Source organism: Bradyrhizobium paxllaeri, from assembly GCF_001693515.2.
Lineage (GTDB): Bacteria > Pseudomonadota > Alphaproteobacteria > Rhizobiales > Xanthobacteraceae > Bradyrhizobium > Bradyrhizobium paxllaeri.
Map to the genome: position 1 here is coordinate 7,281,838 of NZ_CP042968.1, position 20,573 is coordinate 7,302,410.

General features: G+C 63.2%; 23 protein-coding genes. 9 read left to right on the top strand and 14 right to left on the bottom strand.

The genetic code is table 11. The annotated features are described in order from the left end of the window. Window positions 1–31: 31 nt before the first annotated feature. From LMTR21_RS34815 to LMTR21_RS34855, 9 genes are all read right to left on the bottom strand, one after another. Window positions 32–349 carry a proton-translocating transhydrogenase family protein gene (locus LMTR21_RS34815; RefSeq protein ID WP_065752027.1) on the bottom strand — a complete coding sequence of 106 codons (318 nt, stop codon included), beginning with the start codon at window positions 347–349 and terminating at the stop codon, window positions 32–34. Between the two features lie 11 nt (window positions 350–360). Beyond that, window positions 361–1,488: a Re/Si-specific NAD(P)(+) transhydrogenase subunit alpha gene (locus LMTR21_RS34820; protein WP_065752028.1), complete on the bottom strand. Its 1,128-nt coding sequence runs from the start codon at window positions 1,486–1,488 to the stop codon at window positions 361–363. Window positions 1,489–1,626: 138 nt separating this feature from the next. Then, entirely contained in the window at window positions 1,627–1,779 is a 153-nt protein-coding gene (locus LMTR21_RS34825; RefSeq protein WP_065752029.1) for an aa3-type cytochrome c oxidase subunit IV, read from the bottom strand. 83 nt (window positions 1,780–1,862) lie between these two features. Continuing rightward, window positions 1,863–2,249, bottom strand: coding sequence for a type II toxin-antitoxin system death-on-curing family toxin (locus tag LMTR21_RS34830; protein ID WP_065752030.1), 387 nt, complete (start codon window positions 2,247–2,249; stop codon window positions 1,863–1,865). After that, the gene (locus tag LMTR21_RS34835; RefSeq protein ID WP_065752031.1) at window positions 2,246–2,506 is read right to left on the bottom strand and encodes an AbrB/MazE/SpoVT family DNA-binding domain-containing protein; all 261 of its coding nucleotides are present in this window, start codon (window positions 2,504–2,506) and stop codon (window positions 2,246–2,248) included. The genes LMTR21_RS34830 and LMTR21_RS34835 overlap by 4 nt, the downstream gene beginning before the upstream one ends. A 119-nt stretch (window positions 2,507–2,625) precedes the next feature. Continuing rightward, window positions 2,626–3,213 (bottom strand): dioxygenase family protein, encoded by a 588-nt coding sequence (locus tag LMTR21_RS34840; protein WP_065752032.1) that lies wholly within the window; start codon window positions 3,211–3,213, stop codon window positions 2,626–2,628. A 100-nt stretch (window positions 3,214–3,313) separates the two neighbouring features. Further along, complete coding sequence (locus tag LMTR21_RS34845; protein WP_065752033.1) at window positions 3,314–5,176, bottom strand: M3 family oligoendopeptidase; 1,863 nt, start codon at window positions 5,174–5,176, stop codon at window positions 3,314–3,316. 43 nt (window positions 5,177–5,219) lie between these two features. Then, a complete protein-coding gene (locus LMTR21_RS34850) occupies window positions 5,220–5,663 on the bottom strand; it encodes a hypothetical protein (protein ID WP_065752034.1) in 444 nt (147 codons plus the stop codon). After that, window positions 5,660–5,992, bottom strand: coding sequence for a helix-turn-helix domain-containing protein (locus LMTR21_RS34855; protein ID WP_141688215.1), 333 nt, complete (start codon window positions 5,990–5,992; stop codon window positions 5,660–5,662). The genes LMTR21_RS34850 and LMTR21_RS34855 overlap by 4 nt, the downstream gene beginning before the upstream one ends. Window positions 5,993–6,071: 79 nt before the next feature. Between LMTR21_RS34855 and LMTR21_RS34860 the strand changes: the two genes are divergently transcribed. The 5 genes from LMTR21_RS34860 (at window position 6,072) to mepK (ending at window position 13,158) form a co-directional block, all read left to right on the top strand. Then, window positions 6,072–6,413 carry a hypothetical protein gene (locus LMTR21_RS34860; protein WP_141688216.1) on the top strand — a complete coding sequence of 114 codons (342 nt, stop codon included), beginning with the start codon at window positions 6,072–6,074 and terminating at the stop codon, window positions 6,411–6,413. 119 nt (window positions 6,414–6,532) lie between these two features. Next, a complete protein-coding gene (locus LMTR21_RS34865; protein WP_065752275.1) occupies window positions 6,533–7,177 on the top strand; it encodes a TerC family protein in 645 nt (214 codons plus the stop codon). A 101-nt stretch (window positions 7,178–7,278) separates the two neighbouring features. Continuing rightward, window positions 7,279–8,778 (top strand): sigma-54-dependent transcriptional regulator, encoded by a 1,500-nt coding sequence (locus LMTR21_RS34870; RefSeq protein ID WP_065752036.1) that lies wholly within the window; start codon window positions 7,279–7,281, stop codon window positions 8,776–8,778. Between the two features lie 360 nt (window positions 8,779–9,138). After that, window positions 9,139–11,268, top strand: a complete 2,130-nt coding sequence (locus tag LMTR21_RS34875) for a L,D-transpeptidase family protein (protein ID WP_065752037.1) — start codon at window positions 9,139–9,141, stop codon at window positions 11,266–11,268. A 267-nt stretch (window positions 11,269–11,535) separates the two neighbouring features. Next, on the top strand, window positions 11,536–13,158 hold the full coding sequence (gene mepK / locus LMTR21_RS34880; protein ID WP_430642502.1) for a peptidoglycan L,D-endopeptidase MepK: 1,623 nt from the start codon (window positions 11,536–11,538) through the stop codon (window positions 13,156–13,158). Window positions 13,159–13,282: 124 nt separating this feature from the next. On the opposite strand, the gene LMTR21_RS34885 is transcribed toward mepK, so the two are convergent. Together LMTR21_RS34885 and LMTR21_RS34890 are read right to left on the bottom strand one after the other, a co-directional pair. Next, entirely contained in the window at window positions 13,283–13,555 is a 273-nt protein-coding gene (locus LMTR21_RS34885) for a DUF2312 domain-containing protein (RefSeq protein ID WP_057847308.1), read from the bottom strand. Window positions 13,556–13,819: 264 nt separating this feature from the next. Further along, window positions 13,820–14,122: a DUF1244 domain-containing protein gene (locus LMTR21_RS34890; protein ID WP_057858646.1), complete on the bottom strand. Its 303-nt coding sequence runs from the start codon at window positions 14,120–14,122 to the stop codon at window positions 13,820–13,822. Window positions 14,123–14,368: 246 nt separating this feature from the next. On the opposite strand from LMTR21_RS34890, the gene LMTR21_RS34895 reads away from it, so the two are divergent. Continuing rightward, complete coding sequence (locus LMTR21_RS34895) at window positions 14,369–14,905, top strand: DUF1036 domain-containing protein (RefSeq protein ID WP_157088539.1); 537 nt, start codon at window positions 14,369–14,371, stop codon at window positions 14,903–14,905. Beyond that, a complete protein-coding gene (pyk, locus tag LMTR21_RS34900) occupies window positions 14,902–16,338 on the top strand; it encodes a pyruvate kinase (protein ID WP_065752040.1) in 1,437 nt (478 codons plus the stop codon). The genes LMTR21_RS34895 and pyk overlap by 4 nt, the downstream gene beginning before the upstream one ends. A gap of 114 nt (window positions 16,339–16,452) precedes the next feature. On the opposite strand, the gene LMTR21_RS34910 is transcribed toward pyk, so the two are convergent. Both LMTR21_RS34910 and LMTR21_RS34915 read right to left on the bottom strand, forming a co-directional pair. Then, on the bottom strand, window positions 16,453–16,878 hold the full coding sequence (locus tag LMTR21_RS34910) for an OsmC family protein (protein WP_065752041.1): 426 nt from the start codon (window positions 16,876–16,878) through the stop codon (window positions 16,453–16,455). Between the two features lie 89 nt (window positions 16,879–16,967). Continuing rightward, window positions 16,968–17,642, bottom strand: a complete 675-nt coding sequence (locus LMTR21_RS34915; RefSeq protein WP_065752042.1) for a TetR/AcrR family transcriptional regulator — start codon at window positions 17,640–17,642, stop codon at window positions 16,968–16,970. 341 nt (window positions 17,643–17,983) lie between these two features. On the opposite strand from LMTR21_RS34915, the gene LMTR21_RS34920 reads away from it, so the two are divergent. After that, window positions 17,984–18,793, top strand: a complete 810-nt coding sequence (locus LMTR21_RS34920; protein ID WP_065752043.1) for a sialate O-acetylesterase — start codon at window positions 17,984–17,986, stop codon at window positions 18,791–18,793. A gap of 24 nt (window positions 18,794–18,817) precedes the next feature. On the opposite strand, the gene LMTR21_RS34925 is transcribed toward LMTR21_RS34920, so the two are convergent. Then, entirely contained in the window at window positions 18,818–20,041 is a 1,224-nt protein-coding gene (locus LMTR21_RS34925; RefSeq protein WP_065752044.1) for a glycosyltransferase family 87 protein, read from the bottom strand. Window positions 20,042–20,324: 283 nt separating this feature from the next. Here LMTR21_RS34925 and LMTR21_RS34930 point away from each other — a divergent pair, with 283 nt between their 5' ends. Next, window positions 20,325–20,522: a hypothetical protein gene (locus LMTR21_RS34930; protein ID WP_141688218.1), complete on the top strand. Its 198-nt coding sequence runs from the start codon at window positions 20,325–20,327 to the stop codon at window positions 20,520–20,522. The last annotated feature ends 51 nt before the right edge of the window (window positions 20,523–20,573 follow it).

Consider the following 20,573-nt stretch of genomic DNA (forward strand, 5'->3'; position numbering starts at 1 on the left):
TATGCCTTCGACACCCCGAGGTGCTTGCCGATCACTTGGCTTTCTTCTTGTACATCGCCAGCATGCGCTGGGTGACAAGGAAGCCGCCGAAGATATTGATGCAGGCGAAGACCAGCGCGACGAAGCCGAAGCCGCGCGCCCAACCGCTGCCGCTTGAAACATTAGCGACGCCGCCCGCAAGCAGCGCGCCGACCACGATCACCGAGGAGATGGCGTTGGTCACCGACATCAGCGGCGTGTGCAGCGCAGGGGTCACCGACCAGACCACGAAATAGCCGACGAAGACGGCGAGAACGAAAATCGACAGCCGGAATACGAAGGGATCGACGACTTGAGCGACATGCTCCATGGCTTCTCTCCTTAGGCTTTCGGCTGGAAGTTCGGATGGATGACGGCACCGTCCTTGGTCAGCGCGGTGGCCTTCACCAGTTCGTCGTCCCAGTTGACCGCAAGCGCCTTGTTGGCCTTGTCGACCAGCGTCTCGATGAACGAAAACAGGTTGCGGGCATAGAGGCCGGAGGCCGATTGCGCCACGCGACCGGCGACATTGGTGTAGCCGACGATCTTGATACCATCGACATCGACGACCTCGCCCGCCTTGGCGCCCTCGACATTGCCGCCACGCTCGACGGCAAGATCGACCAGCACCGAGCCCGGCTTCATCGATTTCACCATCTCGGCACTGACGAGTTTTGGTGCCGGCCGGCCTGGGATCAGCGCCGTCGTGATGACGATGTCCTGCTTCTTGACGTGCTCGGCGGTGAGTGCGGCCTGCTTGGCCTGATACTCTTTCGACATTTCCTTGGCGTAGCCGCCGGCGGTCTGCGCGTTCTTGAACTCTTCGTCCTCGACCGCGAGGAATTTGGCGCCGAGCGATTCGACCTGCTCTTTCGTGGCCGGCCGCACGTCGGTCGCGGTGACGACGGCGCCGAGGCGGCGCGCGGTCGCGATCGCCTGCAAGCCGGCAACGCCGACGCCCATCACGAACACTTTCGCCGCCGGAACGGTGCCGGCCGCGGTCATCATCATCGGGAACGCACGGCCAAAGGACTCGGCGGCCTCGATCACCGCGCGGTAGCCGGCGAGGTTCGCCTGGCTCGACAGCACGTCCATCACCTGCGCGCGGGTGATGCGCGGCATCAATTCCATCGCAAATGCCGCGACGCCGGCATCCGCGATCGTCTTCAGCGCCGCCTCATTGCCGTACGGGTCCATGATCGCGATCACCAGGGCGCCGCGCTTGTATTGCGCGAGTTCCGAGGCCTCGGGTCGTTTCACCTTGATAATGATGTCGGCGTCCTTCAGCGCGTCGGCGCTGACGGTGGCTCCAACAGCAGTGAATTCGGAATCCGGCAGGCCCGACTTGATGCCCGCGCCCGGCTCGATCGCGACTTCGGCGCCGAGCGCTTTGAATTTCTTGACGGTGTCCGGGGAAGCGGCCACCCGCGGTTCGGACGGATCGATTTCCTTGGCAACGGCAATCTTCATGAGCCCTCCCGGCGGCGCGCCAAGCGCGCACGCAAGCAAACTAGCGTCTTTTTCGCTTAGTTGGATACCGGTTTCGCAACCGGATCGCGCGCAATTTTCTGGCCACCGCCGGCGTCGGCGGGTGCAGGCAGCGATGCGTCAGGTCAGGAAATAGCCCATCAGGGCAACGATGACGACGACGCTGATGGTGCCGTATTTGACCAGCATGATGAAACCTTCATAGGTCTGCTCATGGGCCGGATAGTCGTTGCCGTCAGCGGTCGTGTAGGCCACTTCGTTATGGTCTGCCATCGGTATCCCCAGTCAAAATCCGTGTTTCTCGCGTGCAATTACCGCAAAGCGTTTGGGAGGGCAACGGCCCCCGGCCTATCGGGTCATTCGGAAGGCCAATTATCCCGGATCCAGCGGGTCAGGCTTTCCTCGCTGACCTCGCCTGCGGCGAGGGAGAGGATGATGGCGGTGGCGTGCGCCGGATCGGGCGCAAAGGGTATGTCGTTGAGGCGCAAAAAGACCATCATGGCGTGGAACGCGATCCGCTTGTTACCGTCCACAAAGGCATGGTTGCGGGCAAGACCGAACGCATAGGCTGCGGCGAGCGCAGCCATATCGGTCTGCCCGTAACTCCATTGGTTGACCGGCCGCAATACCGCAGACTCTAGAAGGCCGTGATCCCGAATGCCTTCCGGTCCACCGAATATCGCCAGTTGCTCAGCATGCATGTCGATGACTTCATCGACATCGAGCCAGATCGGCTCACTCATTTTGCAAGCGCGGCAAACGTATCGCGATATTCGTGCATGACCTGGCGGGCTATTTCCATGGTCCGCGCGTGCTTGGGGTTGAACGGCGAAAGCCGCAGACTGCCGTCCGGCTGCTCGACCGGATAGAACTTGTCCCCCTCCTTGAGATTGAGCCGCGCGAGAAGCTCCTTCGGCAGGATCACACCGACCGAATTGCCAATTTTCCGGATTTGAAGGGCAGTATCCTCCAGCTTGTATTCGCGAGAGGTCTCTTCCATTCCGCGGGGGGTTTTGCTCATGGCGTTAGCTCCGTTATACAATATGTATAACACGCCTCACCGCTCGGTTCAACAAATGTTTTACGCCCAGCCCGCCCGGGAACGTCTTCCGAAACGGCCTATCCCAACACGAAATCGAAACGCCCGGCGAGCCAGCCGGCGTTCTTGGCCGTGCGCACCAGCAATTCCTTGCGAAACAGGCCGTCGGAACGGTTTTGCGACTCACCAGGGAAATAGAGCTGGGTGGTCAGCACGCGGCCGCCGCGCGGCTGCACCTTCACATGGATATGGCGGGTACGACCGGGGTAAATCCCAGGTACGATACTACGCAACCGGTAGCGCCCTTCCGCGTCGGTGAACTGACGGCCGCGCAGGCGGAAACCGGAATTGTCGTAGCGGCCCTTGTCGTCGGCCTGCCAGAAATCCAGCAAGGCACCGGCGAGCGGTTTGCAGGCGCGGGTAAGAACAAAGCCGGCCAGTTCGATCGGCTGCCCGGCCATGCCTTCCTCAAACAGCTCGACGCGCTCGGGGGATGACGGCTTGAAATACGGCCCTTCAGTCTGCGCCACCGTTGCGGCGTCGCCGTCATGGCATGCGGGCGTGGGGGTAAGCGGGGCCTGTGCCAGGCCAGCATCGAGCGTGAGCAGCGAGCCGGCCGCGAAGACGCCCGCTCCAAGCACTGTGCGCCGCGTCGGGGTGTCGATCATGGGGCCCTCCCCTTCCTGTCGCCACCACCATGACGGGCGACGGCGGCTGAAATTGTGTCCGCGCCCATCACAAGTTCGTTTCGTGCAGCAGGCGAACCCGTCAGTCCATCGCCTCGAGTTCGTCGATCATGCCCGCGATCACGGACAGTCCGCCGTCCCAGAATTTGGGATCCCTGGCGTCGAGCCCGAACGGCTTCAGCAGTTCGGAATAATGCTTGGTGCCGCCGGCCGCGAGCATGGCGAGATAGCGCTCGGCAAAGCCTTCGGTGGCGTTCTCGTAGACTGCATAGAGCGAGTTCACCAGGCAATCGCCGAACGCATAGGCGTAGACGTAGAACGGCGAATGGATGAAGTGGGGAATGTACATCCAGAAGTTTTCGTAGCCGGGACGAATGTCGATGGCCGGCCCGAGACTCTCGCTTTGCACGCTGAGCCAGATCTGGCCGATGCGCTCGGCGGTCAGCTCGCCGTCCTTGCGCTCGGTGTGAACGGCGCGTTCGAACGAATAGAACGCGATCTGCCGCACCACGGTGTTGATCATGTCCTCGACCTTGCCGGCCAATAGCGCCTGGCGCTGCTTGACGTTGCTGGTCTGCGACAACAATCGCTTGAAGGTCAGCATTTCGCCGAACACGCTGGCGGTCTCCGCCAGCGTCAGCGGCGTCGGCGCCATCAGCGCTCCATTTTTGGCCGCCAGCACCTGATGCACGCCATGGCCGAGTTCATGCGCCAGCGTCATCACGTCGCGCGGCTTGCCCTGGTAGTTCATCAGCACATAGGGATGCACCGAGGGCGTGGTCGGATGCGAGAACGCGCCCGGCGCCTTGCCCGGGCGCACCGGCGCATCGATCCAGCGATCGGTGAAGAAGCGTTCGGCGATCGCGGCCATTTCGGCGGAGAAGCCGCGATACGCCGTCAGCACCATCTTCTGCGCCTCGGGCCAGGCGATGGTGCCGGCCGCCGCGAACGGCAGCGGCGCGTTGCGATCCCAATGCGCGAGCTTCTTCTTTTTGAACCAGCCGGCTTTCAGATTGTAGTAGCGGTGCGACAGTCGCGGATACGCCGCGCGCACCGAAGCGACCAGGGCATCGACGACGTCGCGCTCGACGCGGTTATTCAGATGACGCGAGTCCGCAACATCCTTGAAGCCGCGCCAGCGGTCGGAAATTTCCTTGTCCTTGGCGAGCGTGTTGGTGATGAGCGCAAAGGTGCGTTCATTGTCCTTGAAGGTCTTGGCCAGCGCCTGGCCCGCAGCCTTGCGCTTTTCCGGTGCGCGGTCCTGCAACAGATTGAGCGTCGGCTCGATCGCGAGCTCCTTGGCCCCGACCTTGAAGCGCAGGCCGGAAATGGTCTGGTCGAACAACCGGTTCCAGGCGGCATAGCCACTCTGGGACTTTTCATGAAACAACTGCTCGACGCGATCCTCTAGCTGATACGGCTTGTCCTTGCGCAGATCCTCGATCCAGGGACGGTAATGCCCGAGCTCCGGCGTCTGCATCGCACGCTCGATCGCGGCATCGTCGACGCGGTTGAGTTCAAGCGCGAAGAACAGCAGATGCAGTGAGGCTGCCGTCAGCCGCTCGGAGACGTCGCCATAAAACTTGGAGATCGCGGGATCGACGCTGTCGCCGGCATGAACGAGACCGGCATAGGAGCCGAGCCGGCCGGCAAGATCGTCGATCGCCTCGTAGCGCCTGACGGCTGCGGCGAGCCAGCTTCCGCCGTCATCCCTGGCGACGCCTTCCGCCAGTTTGCCTTTGTAATCCGCCTCGAACGCTGCGCAGTCCGCATCCATCTTTTGCAGATCGCGCGCGATTTCAGGTGCGTCGATGCCGGAATAGAGATCGGCCAAATTCCATTCCGGCAATTTGCCGGTTTTTGGTTTGGCTGCACTTGCCCGGCTGCTCTTGGCGGGCTTGCGGGACGTTTTGACAGCTCGGGATGTCGCAGATTTTGCGCTCATGGCACTTTCAAAACTGGAAGGTGATCAGGAAATGGGCAGAAGATCAGGCGAAAGCCGCGAGCTGTGGGACGAACTGGACGAACAGTTCTTCACCTTCGACAAGCCACGGCTCGGCCTTTTCGTCGAACGCGCTGCGAACCGCACACCACAACGTGATCGCGCGGACCATGAGCCACGATGTCGACGGGACGGCCGCCTTGGCGTGCAGCGCAACAAGATCGAGGCTTCGATGTTCGAACAGCAGCCGGCCCAGTCCGTCTTCCAGGATGTAGCGACCGCCGATTCGGGAAACGCACAGTTCGCAAGCCTGATCCGGCAACGGGCTCAGCAGATAAAATTGGACGTCGCCCTTTTCCGTCGTGCCGGTTTCCCATTCGCGTCCGGTCCCCGGCGCAGTCGCGGCGCTCAGTGCCGCCAGGATGGTGCCGAGTTCCCTTTCGCTCCATTCGCCGGTGTCTTGTTTGCGCTCGAACGCAACGACGGTCATTTGCTTTCCGCTCCGAACAGCAGCCGGTGCAATTCCGGCTCATAGTACATTAACAGATGCTTCGCGAAGGCTGCTTGTTCAATACCCAATTCGTTGGCCCATGCCCCCATGATTTCGGTTGGAACACGGCTGAAGCCGTTCTCCACCTGTGAGATGAAAGTGTAGTACTTCAGGCCAAGGCGTGCAGCGAGATCCGCCTGCGACAATTCGGCATCCGCCCGTCGCTGCTTGAGCCAATCCCCAGCCAGTTTCCGCAATTGCTTCGCTTCCGGCACAGCACTGTTGGGCAGATGTTTCGTGGAAACATCTTGATGTTTTGCGCGTTTCATGTTTACTAAACTATCTAACGTGAATGACCGGGTAGGTAGTGTTCCCTACCACAATCTCTGCTCGCGAATAAGAATTCAGATGGCTTTCTTAGACCGCAGTCAGATTGCTGAGACGCCTTCCCGGTCCCCTGTGGCCCGCGGCAAGGAGTTGTTTGCCGGCATTCTGATCGTGGCGCTGGTTGCGACTGTGGGAATCCGGAACGTGGTGCCAACAGATGCGCTTGCGCCCGCGATTGTCACCCTGCTCTTTGCAGTGGCCGCATTGACGGCCGGCTTTGCGCTGCTCTGCCGGCGCGACCGCTACCGCATCATGTGGTTCGACCTCGCGGGAAGTCTGACGTTCATCGGCGTCGTCCTCTCCGTTCTGATCGAGCCCGACCAGATGGTCAGACTCTTCGCTCTCACCAATCAACCTGAATAACGGAAACGCATTTTGCGCAGCCTGACTGCGTCTTTCTTCTACGCACATCCAAGCCCGGGCCCCTCTGGCAGTTCAAGCGAACTGCGATGTCGGATTGGACCTTCAACGGAGTGGCCCGGATGCTCGAACTAATCTCCTCAGAATCCCTGACGGCACTATTCCAGGTCGTAATGATCGATCTGGTGCTTGCCGGCGACAATGCGATCGTCATCGGCCTTGCAGCCGCCGGCCTGCCCGAGGGCCAGCGCAAGAAGGCGATTGTGATCGGCATATTGGCCGCAACGCTGCTGCGTATCGGCTTCGCCTCCGTGACGGTCCAGTTGCTGCAAATCATTGGGCTGTTGCTCGCCGGCGGCGTTCTGCTGCTTTGGGTGTGCTGGAAGATGTGGCGCGAGCTGCGTACGTCGCATCATCATGAACCGAAAATGCAGAGTCTCTCGGCCGCAAGCACGATCGAAGGCTCCGCCCCGGTCGGCCATCAAAAGACGCTTGGCCAGGCCGTCTGGCAGATCACGCTCGCCGACGTGTCTATGTCGCTCGACAACGTGCTCGCCGTCGCGGGCGCCGCACGCGAGCATCCGATGGTTCTGATCTTCGGGTTGGCGCTTTCCATCGCCCTGATGGGGCTCGCCGCCAACTTCATCGCGCGGCTCCTGGAAAAGCAACGCTGGATCGCGTATGTCGGCCTCGCCATCATACTCTATGTGGCTCTGGACATGTGCTATCGCGGCGCGCTGGAGGTGTGGCCACACCTCAACGTCTAGGCCCTCCACAACATCGCCGTTCTTCAACGATTAAGAGGGCGTTAATCGGCATCGGCGAAAGTGCCCCGATTCGATACATTGTGTAGCGTGCGGGGAGAGCCATGGCTGCCACCATTTTGATTGCCGATGACGACGCCGTGCAGCGCCGTTTGGTTGAAAACATGGTGCAGAAGTGCGGCTATGAGGCCCTCGTCGTCGAGAGCGGCGACGCGGCCGTGGCCCTGCTGACCGCCCCGGATGCACAGACAATCGACGCAGTCGTGCTCGATCTGGTAATGCCCGGCCTCGACGGGCTCGGCGTGCTCGCAAAGATGCGTGATGCGGGCCTGAGCATCCCCGTCATCGTGCAGACCGCCCATGGCGGCATCGACAACGTGGTTTCGGCGATGCGCGCCGGCGCGCAGGATTTCGTAGTCAAGCCGGCCAGCTTCGAACGGCTGCAGGTTTCGCTGCGCAACGCGCTCAACACCTCGGCGCTCAAGGGCGAATTGCAGCGCATCCGCCACAGCCGCGAAGGCCGGCTGACCTTTGCCGACATCATTACCCGCAGCGAAACCATGGCAGCCGTGCTGCGCACCGCGCAGAAGGCGGCGGCCTCGGGCATTCCCGTGCTGATCGAGGGCGAATCCGGCGTCGGCAAGGAATTGTTCGCCCGCGCCATTCACGGCTCGGGCGAGCGCAAATCGAAACCCTTCGTCGCGGTCAATTGCGGCGCGATCCCCGATAATCTCGTGGAATCGATCCTGTTCGGCCACGAGAAGGGCGCCTTCACCGGCGCCACCGAACGCCACATGGGCAAGTTCGTCGAAGCCTCCGGCGGCACGCTGTTTCTCGACGAGGTCGGCGAATTGCCGCTGGCCGCGCAAGTGAAACTGCTGCGCGCGCTGCAGGAGGGAACCGTCGAGGCGGTCGGCGGCCGCAAGCCGGTGAAGGTCGACGTCCGCATCATTTCCGCGACCAACCGCAAGCTGCTCGACCTCGTGAAGAGCGGTGCGTTCCGCGAGGATCTGTTCTACCGGCTGCATGTGCTGCCGCTGACGATCCCGCCATTGCGGATGCGGCGCGAAGACATCCCGCATCTGTTGCGGCATTTCCTGGCGCGGTTTGCCGCCGAGGAAAACCGCACCATCACCGGCATCAGCGGCGAGGCCGTGGCGCATCTCGCCCAGCTCGATTGGCCCGGTAACATCCGCCAGCTCGAGAACACGGTGTATCGCGCCGTCGTCATGAGCGAGAGCGACCAGCTCGGCCTGTCCGATTTCCCGCAGACCGTCGGTCACGCCGTTCCGGACGGCCAGTTCGCGCACAGCGAACCGCTGGTCGTCGCGCCGTCGGCGGCACCATCCCTGGTGTCGGGTAGCGACATACCCATTGCTCCGCTCGCCGCTGCCGGCAGTCTTTCGATGCTGACCTCAACCGGCGAGGTGCGGCCGCTCGAAGACATGGAGAACGAGATCATCCGTTTCGCAATCTCGCATTATCGCGGCCAGATGTCGGAGGTCGCGCGCCGTCTCAAGATCGGCCGCTCCACGCTCTATCGCAAGCTTGATGAAGCCGCTGCCAACGATCCGGCCGAAGGCGGCGCGCAGGACGCCAACTGAGACGCAAACTGAGCGAACAGCACCTCGCGGGATTATGGCGCCCGCGTGGCAAAGATCGTGGCAAACCAACGACATCACACGTTCGGAAGCTTTTGAACCGTGGCTTGCCGGTGACAGACAAAGGGCGGGTGGCGTGGCAAAAAACATGCGACCCGAAATTTCAACGGGTAGTTTGAGGTCAGTTTGTCGTGAGTTGTCCCGCATGGCGCTGGCTGCATGAGTGGGGCACATGTATCGTCTGCGTTGAATCATTGCGTGCAGGCGTACGAGAACCGATCGAAGCCGGCGCTTCCCGCGCAAGCTATGACGATGCCAACGACTGTTCCATGCCGGGGCAGTTTCGCCCAAGGGGGTGTGACGATGCGTGACTGTTCGACCAATCGTGCAGGATTTGACCGCGTACTGATGGCCGTCGCGGCAACTTTCCTCACGGTGTCCGCGACCTCAGCATTAGCGGGCCAGTCGACAACCCCGCGCGCCAGCGCCGCCGAGCTCGCGATCGATGCAGCAGTCCCCCGTCCCGAGCCGGCCAACGTTCCGCCTCCGACCATCGGCGATTTCAAGATGGACTCCACCGCGTCTGTTCCGGACCCGGCCAAGGCCATCGACAAGCCGGCCGATCCCGGTGCCGCCGCAAAGGCAGCCGAATCCAAGCCGGCCGAGACCGTCACGGCGCCCGCGGCCAGCGACACCGCGACCATCACGCCTCCGCCGGCGACGGCCACCGCGCCTGCAACCGAACCCGCCAAGGAGCCGGTGAAGGTCAGCACCGTCGCACCAGCCGACCAACCGGTCGCCGACAGGCTGCGCGACATGCTCGGCACCAGGTCTCTGCGCTATTTCGATCGCAAGAACGAGCGCGCCGCCGTCGAGAAATTCTACGCCGCGCGTGACTACGCGCCGCAATGGACCCAAGCGGGCAAGCTGACCGACGGCGCCAAGGGCGTGATCGCCCGCCTGAAGGATGCCGCCGCCGAGGGCCTCAATCAGGCCGACTACCCGGTGCCGGATTTCGCGGCCGCCGGTTCGCCGGACCAGCTCGCCGAAGCCGAGCTGAAGCTCACCGCAAGCATGCTCGACTATGCGCGGCAGGCGCAGAGCGGCCGGATGCACTGGTCGCAGGTCTCTGCCGACATTCTGTATCCCGAGCACCCGACCGATCCGGCCGAAGTGCTGGCCAACATCTCGACCGCCAAGGACGCGTCCGCCGCGCTCGATGGCTACAACCCACCGCACAAGCTCTACAAGGATCTGAAGGCCAAGCTCGCCGAGCTGCGCGGCCAGGGCGACGGCCCGATGATCTATATCGCCGAAGGTCCGGCGCTGGCGTTCAAGGCCGCCACCAAGAAGCAGGCTGAAGTGGCGCCGGAAGATTCCCGCGTGCCGCAACTGCGCGCCAAGCTCGGCCTCGAGCATCCCGACGATACCCGCTACGACGCCAAGGTCGCAGCCGCCGTGCGCAAGTTTCAGGAGAGCGTCGATCTCAAGGCGACCGGTGTGCTCGACGATCGCACCGTAAAGGCGATCAACAGCCCGAAGCGCGACCGGCACATCGACACCGTCCTCGTGAATATGGAGCGCTTGCGCTGGCTGCCGCGCCAGCTCGGCGCGGCCTCGCTGGGCAATGCCTATGTCATTCTCAACGTGCCCGATTTCACGCTCAAGGTGATGCAGAACGGCGCACCGGTCTGGACCACGCGCGTCGTGACCGGAAAGCCGGGAAAGCATGCGACGCCGATGCTGACGGAGACGATGAAGTTCATCACGGTCAACCCGACCTGGAACGTCCCGCCGTCGATCATCTACAACGAATACCTTCCGGCCCTGCAGCAGGACCCGACGGTGCTGCAGCGCATGGGCCTGCGGCTCGAACGCAACCGCGACGGCAGCATTCACATTTCGCAGCCGCCGGGCGAGGCCAACGCGCTCGGCCGTGTCCGCTTCAACTTCCCGAACAAGTTCCTGGTCTATCAGCACGACACGCCGGACAAGCACCTGTTCGCCAAGGAAGAGCGCGCGTTCAGCCATGGCTGCATGCGGGTGCAGAACCCGGATGTGTACGCGGCGACGCTGCTCAACATCACGATGCCGAACGAGCGCTACACGCCTGAGCGAATTCGCAGCATGTACGGTCGCAGCGAGATCGACCTGAAATTCCCGACGCCGATTCCGGTCAACATCACCTACCAGACCGCGTTCGTGGATGACGCCGGCAAGCTGCAATTCCGCAAGGACATTTACGGCCGCGACGCGACGATGATCGCGTTGCTCAAGAATAGCCGCAACAAGGATCTCGAGGTCATGGTCTCCCATGCCCAGCCGAGCTATTCGCGCCCGTCTGGCTCGAGCCTGCCGGCCGGTGTCAGCTTCGCCAGCGACAACACTTATTCCTCCGGCCCCTCGTTCTTCGAGCGCCTGTTCGGCAGCCCGTCGCCCATGACGCCGCCGGCGCCGGTCGGCCGGCGGCCGCAACAGCGGTTCACCCGTTAATCCGGAGGACTACGGTCTACGGATAGAATTTCTTAATGAAATCAACAGCCTCTCCTCTCAGGAGAGGTTGTTTACGTTAACCATTATCCCTGCCGTAGCGGGCACCCGGCACTTTTTCGCCACAGTCCACGCGTTAGGTTAAAGCTGCTTGGGGGCAGGTCGGTAAACCTCGGTTTAACCCTCCTGCTTTAAGAAAGCGTTCACCGTCTTTTGCCGGGGGTCTGCAAAAGAAAACCGTGAACGCTCGTCGACTGGGTGGGCTCATACGTGCTGGCTGGTTTCGCGCGCCAATTCAATCCGCTGTCTTCGAAAGCCGGATATCGGATCGGCCTGACCTCGCTGTTGCTCCTGGCGGGCGCCGGCACGGTGCATGACGCGACGGCGCGGAACGAGACCCGCACCCTCTCCTTACACCACACCCATTCCGGCGAGGATCTCACCGTCACCTTCAAGCGCGACGGCCGCTACGACGAAGACGCGCTGAAGAAGCTCAATCATTTCCTCCGCGACTGGCGCAGCCAGGACTCCACCACGATGGATCGGCACCTGTTCGACATCGTCTGGGAAGTCTACCGCGACGTCGACGGCAAGCAGCCGATCCAGATCATCTCCGCCTACCGCTCCCCCGCCACCAACGCCATGCTCCGCCGCCGTTCTTCCGGCGTGGCCCGCTTCAGCCAGCACATGCTCGGCCATGCGATGGACTTCTTCATTCCGGGCGTGTCGCTTGAGCAGGTCCGCGCCGCCGGGCTCCGGTTGCAGCGCGGCGGCGTCGGCTTCTACCCGACCTCGGGATCGCCGTTCGTCCATCTCGACACCGGCAGCATCCGTCACTGGCCACGCATGACCCACGATCAGCTCGCCAAGGTCTTCCCGGATGGGCGCACCGTCCACCAGTCTTCCAGCGGTCCGATGAAGGGCTATGAGCTGGCCCGCGCCGACATCGAGCGACGCGGCAATGGCGACAATGCCGCAACCGTCAAGATGCCTAACCTGTTCGCAGCGCTGTTCAAGGGCGGCAAGTCGACGGAAGAGGATGACGAGGGCACAAACGCTCCCATCAAGAACGAGAAACCCGCACCGGCCAGTGTGGCTGCTGCGAAATCCGCCGACCCGGTCCCGACCCCACGCGCCAAGCCGCCCGGCGCGACCATCCAGCTCGCCGCGGCTGACGCGCAGATCGTGGCGGCGCCCAAGGCGAGAGCTGAGTCCAAGCCGGAGGCGAAGCAGGCCGCGCCGGTTTCCGCCGAGACGGGCGAGCCGAAGCCGCAGACGCCGGCCGATATCATCAATTCCCGCGGTTTCTGGGACGACGTACCGAAGGCGGCGAATCAGGCCACTCCCGCGCAAGTCGCAGCCCTCCGCGCCCGCCAGGCCCTCGCCGCCGCCACGGCCACCGATCCGCAACCGACCGCCAGCGTCAACGAGAGCTTCAACAGGGCGATGGCCTATGCGCCGGCCGCTGCTTCGCCGGTCGACCGCGCCAACATCGTCGCCGCCTCCGCACCGGTGCCGCGCAGCAGCGTGCGTCCGGTACGCACCGCGGCTGCGACCGAAATCAATACCGTGGTCGCCAAGGGACCGCAGGGCCCTCAGGGTCAGGACACCGTGGTCGCCACCTCGACCCGCCTCGCCGCTGCGAAGGGCAACGACATCTGGATGCGGGTCATGATGCTGGCGCCGAGCGCAAGCAGCGCGATGTCGACGACGGTGCTCGGCGACACCGAGATGACCCAGATGCGCAGCCACTTCGTCAAGCCGAAGGCCGCGATCGCCATGTCGTTCTCGGATGACCCGATGATGGGCATGACCTGCGACCGCTTCACGGGATCGGCGACCACGCAACTGCCGACGCAGTCGTTCGTGATGCGCACCGCCGCGCTGCGGTAAGGCCGGTCGTCATTGCCGGGCCTGCCCCGGCAATCCATCTTCTTCGTATATATCGTTTTGATGGATACGCGGGTCACCTAGCGCGAAGACGCGCTTCTGCCCGCGCATGACATCTTGAGGCGCCTCACAGCATCCCGAGCGCCTGCATGTAGGTCTCCAAAATGGTTTCCTGCTCGGCGCGCTCGTTGGCGTCCTGCTTGCGCATCCGCACGATGGTGCGCAGCGCCTTGGTGTCGAAGCCGTTGCCCTTGGCTTCGGCATAGACGTCTCGGATGTCGTCGGAAATCGTCTTCTTTTCCTCTTCCAGACGCTCGATGCGCTCGATGATGGCCTTGAGCTGGTCTTTGGCGAATCGTGTCGCGGGCTCGTCCTGGACGGCGGCGGCGGAGGTGGCCATCGGGTACTCCTGAATGGAACTGACGGTGAAGGTGAAAAATCAAGCGCCGCACGCGTTACCGCGCGGCGCTTTTGCGCAGATGACCCTCAAGATCGGGGGGCCTTGCGTCAAGGCAGCATCGCGCTCATCCACAGCGCGCCCACAGGAGATCGGGCTATCAATGAAGGTGCCGTCATTCCGGGGTGGTGCGTTAGCACCAGACCCGGAATCTCGAGATTCCGGGTTCGATGCTTACGCATCGCCCCGGAATGACGGATAAGGAGATCAATGCCCGGGATGCACCTTCTTCATCGCAGCCAACTGCTCAGGCGTGGCCGTGCCCTGATATTTCGCTTTCCACTCCTCATAGGGCATGCCGTAGACCGCCTCGCGGCTCTCGTCCTTGCTGACGGCAACACCCTTGGCGTCGGCCTCTTCCTTCATCCAGTTGGACAGGCAGTTGCGGCAGAAGCCGGCCAGATTCATCAAATCGATGTTCTGGACGTCGGTGCGGCCGCGCAGGTGGCTGACCAGGCGCCTGAAAACGGCGGCTTCCAGTTCTGTTCTGGTTTTGTCGTCGATCGTCATGGTCTTGGCTCCCGCGTCGCATGTGCCGAGCATATTGATATCAGGTAGGATTTGTCACAGATTCTGCCACATCTGCGGGCAAAATTGGCAACCTTACCGGGGTGTCCGGTTTTCCCGTAGCGCGGGAAAGCCGTTCCCCGGCCGTTGACAGGTCCCGCCGGGTCACGCGAAATCTTCAATGATTTGATATAGCTTCGCTGCATGACCGCAAAAGATTCCCGCTGCTTGTCTCCCCTCTCCGCTCGCATGACCGTGGCCCTGGCGCCGGTGCTTGCATTGGCGGCGACATGCCTGTGGAGCAGCCCGGCGGCGGCCGATTTCCGGCTCTGCAACAACACGTCCAGCCGGGTCGGCATCGCGCTGGGCTACAAGGATGCCGAAGGCTGGACCACCGAAGGTTGGTGGAACGTATCATCGCGCAGTTGCGAGACGCTGCTGCGCGGAACTCTTGTCGCGCGTTACTATTACATCTACGCGCTCGACTATGACCGCGGCGGCGAATGGTCGGGACAGGCCTTCATGTGTTCGCGTGACAAGGAATTCACCATCAAGGGTACCGAGAATTGCCTGGCGCGCGGCTATGACCGCACCGGGTTCTTCGAGGTCGACACAGGCGAACAGCGAGCGTGGACAGTGCAACTGACCGAAGCCAACGAGCAGCCCGCGCAGCGCGTGCCGGGCATTCCAGGCACGATGGGACCGGGCGGTCCGGGCGGGGTTCCCGGCCTGCCCAGCCAGCCGGGCGGACCGGGTCTGCCGCCAGCCCCGGCGCCCAAGCAATGAGACGGCTTCGTCGCATCAAGATCCTCGCGACCCTCGGCCCGGCATCATCAGACAGCGCGATGATCCGGAAGCTGTTCGAGGCGGGCGCGGACCTGTTCCGCATCAACATGAGCCACACGCCGCATGACAAGATGCGCGAGCTCGTCACCACCATCCGCAATGTCGAGTCGAGCTACGGCCGCCCGATCGGTATTCTCGTCGACTTGCAGGGACCGAAGCTGCGCCTCGGCGCATTCGCCGAAGGTTCGACCCAGCTCAAGAACGGCCAGAGCTTCGTGCTCGATTCCGACAAGGCACCGGGCGACAACAGCCGCGTGCAGCTGCCACATCCGGAAATCCTCGCCGCGCTTCGGCCGGGCCATGCGCTGCTGCTCGACGACGGCAAGGTGCGCCTGATCGCCGAGGAAACTTCGCCCGAACGCGCAGTGACGCGCGTCGTGATCGGCGGCAAGATGTCGGATCGCAAGGGCGTCAGCCTGCCCGATACCGACCTGCCGGTGTCGGCGATGACGCCGAAGGACCGCGCCGATCTCGAGGCGGCGCTGGTGACCGGGGTCGACTGGATCGCGCTCTCCTTCGTGCAGCGCGCCGAGGACGTCCACGAAGCCAAGCGCATGATCCGCGGCCGCGCCGCCGTGATGGCCAAGATCGAGAAGCCGCAGGCGATCGATCGTCTCGCCGAGATCATCGATGCGTCCGACGCGCTGATGGTGGCGCGCGGCGATCTCGGCGTCGAACTGCCGCTGGAGCGGGTACCGAGCCTGCAGAAACAGATGACGCGGATGGCGCGCCGCGCCGGCAAGCCGGTGGTGATCGCGACCCAGATGCTGGAATCGATGATCCAGGCCCCGGTGCCGACGCGCGCGGAAGTCTCCGACGTCGCCACCGCCGTCTATGAAGGCGCCGATGCCATCATGCTGTCGGCCGAGTCCGCCGCCGGCAAATTCCCGGTCGAAGCCGTCTCGACCATGAACCGCATCGGCGAGGAAGTGGAGCGCGACCCGACCTATCGCTCGGTTCTCACGGCGCAGCGCCTGCAGCCGGAGAATACGGTCGGCGACGCCATTGCCGACGCCGCGCGGCAGATCGCCGAGACGCTGGAATTGTCGGCGATCATCTGCTGGACTTCTTCAGGCTCGACCGGCATCCGCGTGGCGCGCGAGCGGCCGAAGCCGCCGGTGGTCGCGATCACGCCGAATATTGCAACGGGCCGCAAATTGTCGGTCGTCTGGGGCGTGCATTGCGTGGTGGCCGAAGACGCCCACGATCAGGATGACATGGTCGATCGCGCCGGCTCGATCGCCTTTCGAGACGGTTTTGCCAAGGCCGGCCAGCGCGTCATCATCGTCGCCGGCGTGCCACTCGGCATTCCCGGCACCACCAACATGGTGCGCATCGCCAATGTCGAGCCGGAGGGCGAGACGAAGAAGTGACGGCTCCGTCATTCCGGGGCGATGCGAAGCATCGAACCCGGAATCTCGAGATTCTCAGGTGCGCAATTGCGCACCGTAGTTCGATGCTTGCGCACGCCCCGGAATGACAGAAAATTACTGCAGCTTCGCGTCGAGCGTGATGTTCGTATTGAACAGCTTCGATACCGGACAACCGGCCTTGGCCTTGCCCGCCAGCTCCTGAAATTTCGCATCATCGGCGCCGGCGATTTTCGCATTCAGCGTCAGATGAACCGAGGTGATGGCAAAACCATCGCCCTGCTTTTCCAGCGTGACGTCGGCCCTGGTTTCCATCTGCTCGGCGGTCAGCTTGGCTTCACCGAGAATCAGCGACAGCGCCATGGTGAAGCAGGCAGCATGCGCAGCGCCGATCAACTCTTCCGGATTGGAGCCGGCCTTGCCCTCAAAGCGGCTGGCAAAGCCATACGGATAATCGTTCAGTGCGCCGCTTTTCGTCGAGATCGCACCCTTGCCGTCCTTGATGCCGCCCTGCCATTTGGCGGACCCTGATGTCGTCGTCATCGCATACTCCTGATCGCGGGTTGGACCGTCGATAAGCCGCAGCGGGGCAAATGGTTGCGACAAGGGCGTGTCGCCGACAGGAGAGCGTCTTACGCGCCGACCAGCGCTTTCGCCGGCAGCACGGCCTGGACCACGAGGCCGCGGGCGCGGGCATCCATGACGCCGACGGCGCGGAGCGCCAGCAGCGTGACCGTTTGCACGGCGTCACGCAGCTTCGCCGGATCATCGAGGTTCTCCGGCGCCAGCGGACCAACCAGCGATTCATGCAACGCGCCGAGCAGCGCGGTCGCGGCCAGCGCGGTATCCTGCACCGGCAGGTGGCCGGCGCGCACCGCGGCGTCGATTCGGGCGGCAATCTCGCCTGATATTTCGCGGCGGCTGGCAAGGCGCGACACCGAGACGTCGACATCGACCGGCTCCGCCAGAATGCCCCAGGCGAGCTTGCGCTGCGACAGCACCTGCACGGCGACCGTGGTGACGGCGGCGGCAAGCGCCGAGGACGGTCCGGGTGCCGCGTCCGCCGCACGGCGGATCGCCGCGAGTCCGTCGCGCGATACCTCGGCGATCAACTCGGAAATCAGCTCGGCCTTGGACGGGAAGTAGCGATAGACGGTACCGGCCGCGACATTGGCGCGGATCGCGACGGGGGCGATCTGCACCGCCGCCATGCCGCCCTCGGCCGCGGCATCCCGCGCCGCCGCCAGGATGGCGCTGCGCCGTGCTGCCAGCCGCTTTACGACCTGATGGGTTCGCCGATACACCATGGCGCGTTTTCCGTCCCCCGCGCGCCCTCAAGCCCCACGGAGCCTGCCAGAACGCGCGCACATTCAATGTCTTGAGCGATAAGTCATCGCTTTGAAGAAGTGAACAACTATTCACGCCTGATGACAAGACGGTTTTACAGACGGTCGTCCAGGCGGGGCATTTCACCTTTAACAGCCTCTCAACGCCGCCCGGTTAGCATGCCATATCGGGCAGCCTCAGATTGCTGTTCTCGCGCTTCGCGTTGAGGCCTGCCGACGCGGTGAACTTGGTCCGATGCGCGCCATCTGGCGGCACTCGGAGCGTGCACGCCCGCGCGGAGCTATCCTGGAGAAAATTTACCTTGTTGCGCCTTGTCGCCTTCCTGGTTGGTGGCCTGCTGATCGGCGCGATCGCCGGCAAGTTCTGGACCTGGAACGCCCGCCAGGCCGACTGGACCGCGGTTGCGCCGCCGGCGCGCATCGAAAGGCCGTGCCTTCCCGTATCGGGCAAGACGGCCGTCATCGTCGTGCACGGCCAGAGCAACGCAGGCAACTTTGGAAGTGCCCGGCACACGGCGCGAGACGGCGTCGACAATTTCGATCCCGCGATCGGCAAATGTTTCGCGGCGGCTGACCCCCTGCTCGGTACCGACGGCATGGGTGGGAGCTTTGCAACGCGTCTTGGCGACATCCTGATCGAAGCCGGACGTTACGACCGCGTGGTCCTCGTCCCGCTCGCCGTCGGCGGGGCCTCGCTTTCCTTTTTGAACAACGAGGGCGCCTTGGTGATCACCAACGGCATCGCGAAGCTGAAGGCCGCGGGACTGACGCCGACGCACATCCTGTTTCAGCAGGGCGAGAGGGACGCGCTGTTGACGACGTCGGCCGAACAATATGCGTCGCTGTTGCATCAACTGGTGAAGCGGTTTCGCGACGCCGGCATCGCTGCACCCTTCTATCTGTCACGCAGTACAAAATGCGACTATGCCGGGCCAACGAACATGGCGGCCGTCCGGGCCGGCCAACTGGCTGCGGTCGATCAGGCGCTGGACATCCGCCAAGGGCCCGACACCGATACGATCGGAAATGAAGGCCGCATCTCCGACGGCTGCCATATGAACGAGATCGGTACGCTGGCGAATGCGGCCCTGTGGGCGGCCTTCATCAAATAGCGACCGGTGATCCGAAGCCCGCCATCAAGCACGCACAGTAGCAAGCGCCGGCATCGGCTCGTGCCGCCACCATGATCCGCCGCGGCGCAGAACCAGCGCGGCCACGATCAGCGTGGCGCCAAGGCCTGTCGGTATACCGCTGAACATGTAGCATACGAGAAGCGCGACGACGACGCCGAGCGCCGGAAGCTCGTAAGAACGAAAGCCGGTCTTCAATCCGATGCGGACCAGGAAGGCGACCGGGATCGCCAGCACCATCATATCGTACATGAAGAGATAGGGCGTGGTCAGCAGCGTGCCGGCACCAAGCGCGGCCGCCTTCAGCGTGTAGGGCACGCGGCTTCGCCACACCAGCGCTACTACTACGGCGACGGAAGCGGTGAGAACCCATTGGAATGCCCAGCCGAGCGGCTCGCTGCCGCCGAAGTAACGCACCATCGAGAAGATGCTTTGCATCTTCCACCACGGAGCCTTCCCTTCGGTCAGGAACGCCTGCGAAAATTTCGGCATCCAGTGGAAGAATGCCAGCCAGCTTTCGAAGCCGAAGGCAAGCAGGGAAGCAAACGCCACCACGAGCGCCGTTACGGCGGCGCTGATGAACACGCGCCAATGCCCGGCCGCGATCAGTACGATCGGAAACAGCAGCCCGTATTGCGGCTTGTACGTCAGAAGGCCGAGGCAGATGCCTGCCAGCACCGGCCGTACCGGGATCAGATAGAGCGTGCCGCCGACCAGCGCCGCGGTGAGAAAGCCGTTCTGCCCAACCAGCGCATTGATGAACGCCATCGGAATGGCGAGCGCGAGCAGATAGCCGAAGCTGTGGCCAACGATCGCGCGCATCGCGACAACAAAGGGCACAAAACTGACCGCGACCCAGCCGATGAACGCGGCCTGATAGGGAAGCTGCGCCAGCACGGATGCGACGAACAGGAATGGCGGCGGATAGTGCCAGGCGAAATAGCCGACAAAATCCTTGCCGAGCTTTGCGACCTCGACCTGCTTCTGGATGTCCCAGTCATAGGCCTGTGCCGGCACGCCGTCGAGCACCAGACGGCCGGCAGCCCAGACGTTGATGAAATCGGTCGGGATGCCGAGTCCATCAGCATCGTAAACCCACCAGCGTGAGAGATACGCCGCCCCGCACAGGGTCACATTCGCAACCGCCAGCACCAGGCAGACCCTGACGAGCCACGCGGGAATTGCGCTTTGCCCCGGTTCAGGCCTGAGGGCGGAAAGAGAGGCGGTCATGCGCGGTCCTTGCCTTGCGTGCGCTGTTCGAAAGCGCACGTCCCCAAGCAATAGGCCGGACTGAATTGAGGAAATCTTAAGTTCTGGCGCGGTGACCCGTCGTTTTCGTCGTCGTCCCTACGAACACAGGGACCCATGACCACCGAAGCCGGTGGTTGACGTCAGGGCGCCTTCCATCGTGCCTTGTCGATAGAATACGCGGTAAGGGTCCCCCGCATGCGCGGGGACAACGAGCAGCTCAGCGCACCTTCCGCGTGTTCTGATGAGATCGAAGGAGACCACCATGCGCTTCTGGATTGAATGCACGAGGTTCGAGACGGGGCAGCCCATCCATATCAATATCGCGCTGGTGGGCAGCATGTCGCGCGACGGCGAGCGCACCGTGCTCGCCTTTGTCGGCGGCGACGGACAGACGATCGAGGTGACGGAGACGCCTGAGCGGATTCTGGACGTGCACTTCGGGCCGCTGGCGAAGGCGTGACCGCGCAGTTTCGTCATTGCGAGGAGCGATAGCGACGAAGCAATCCATTCT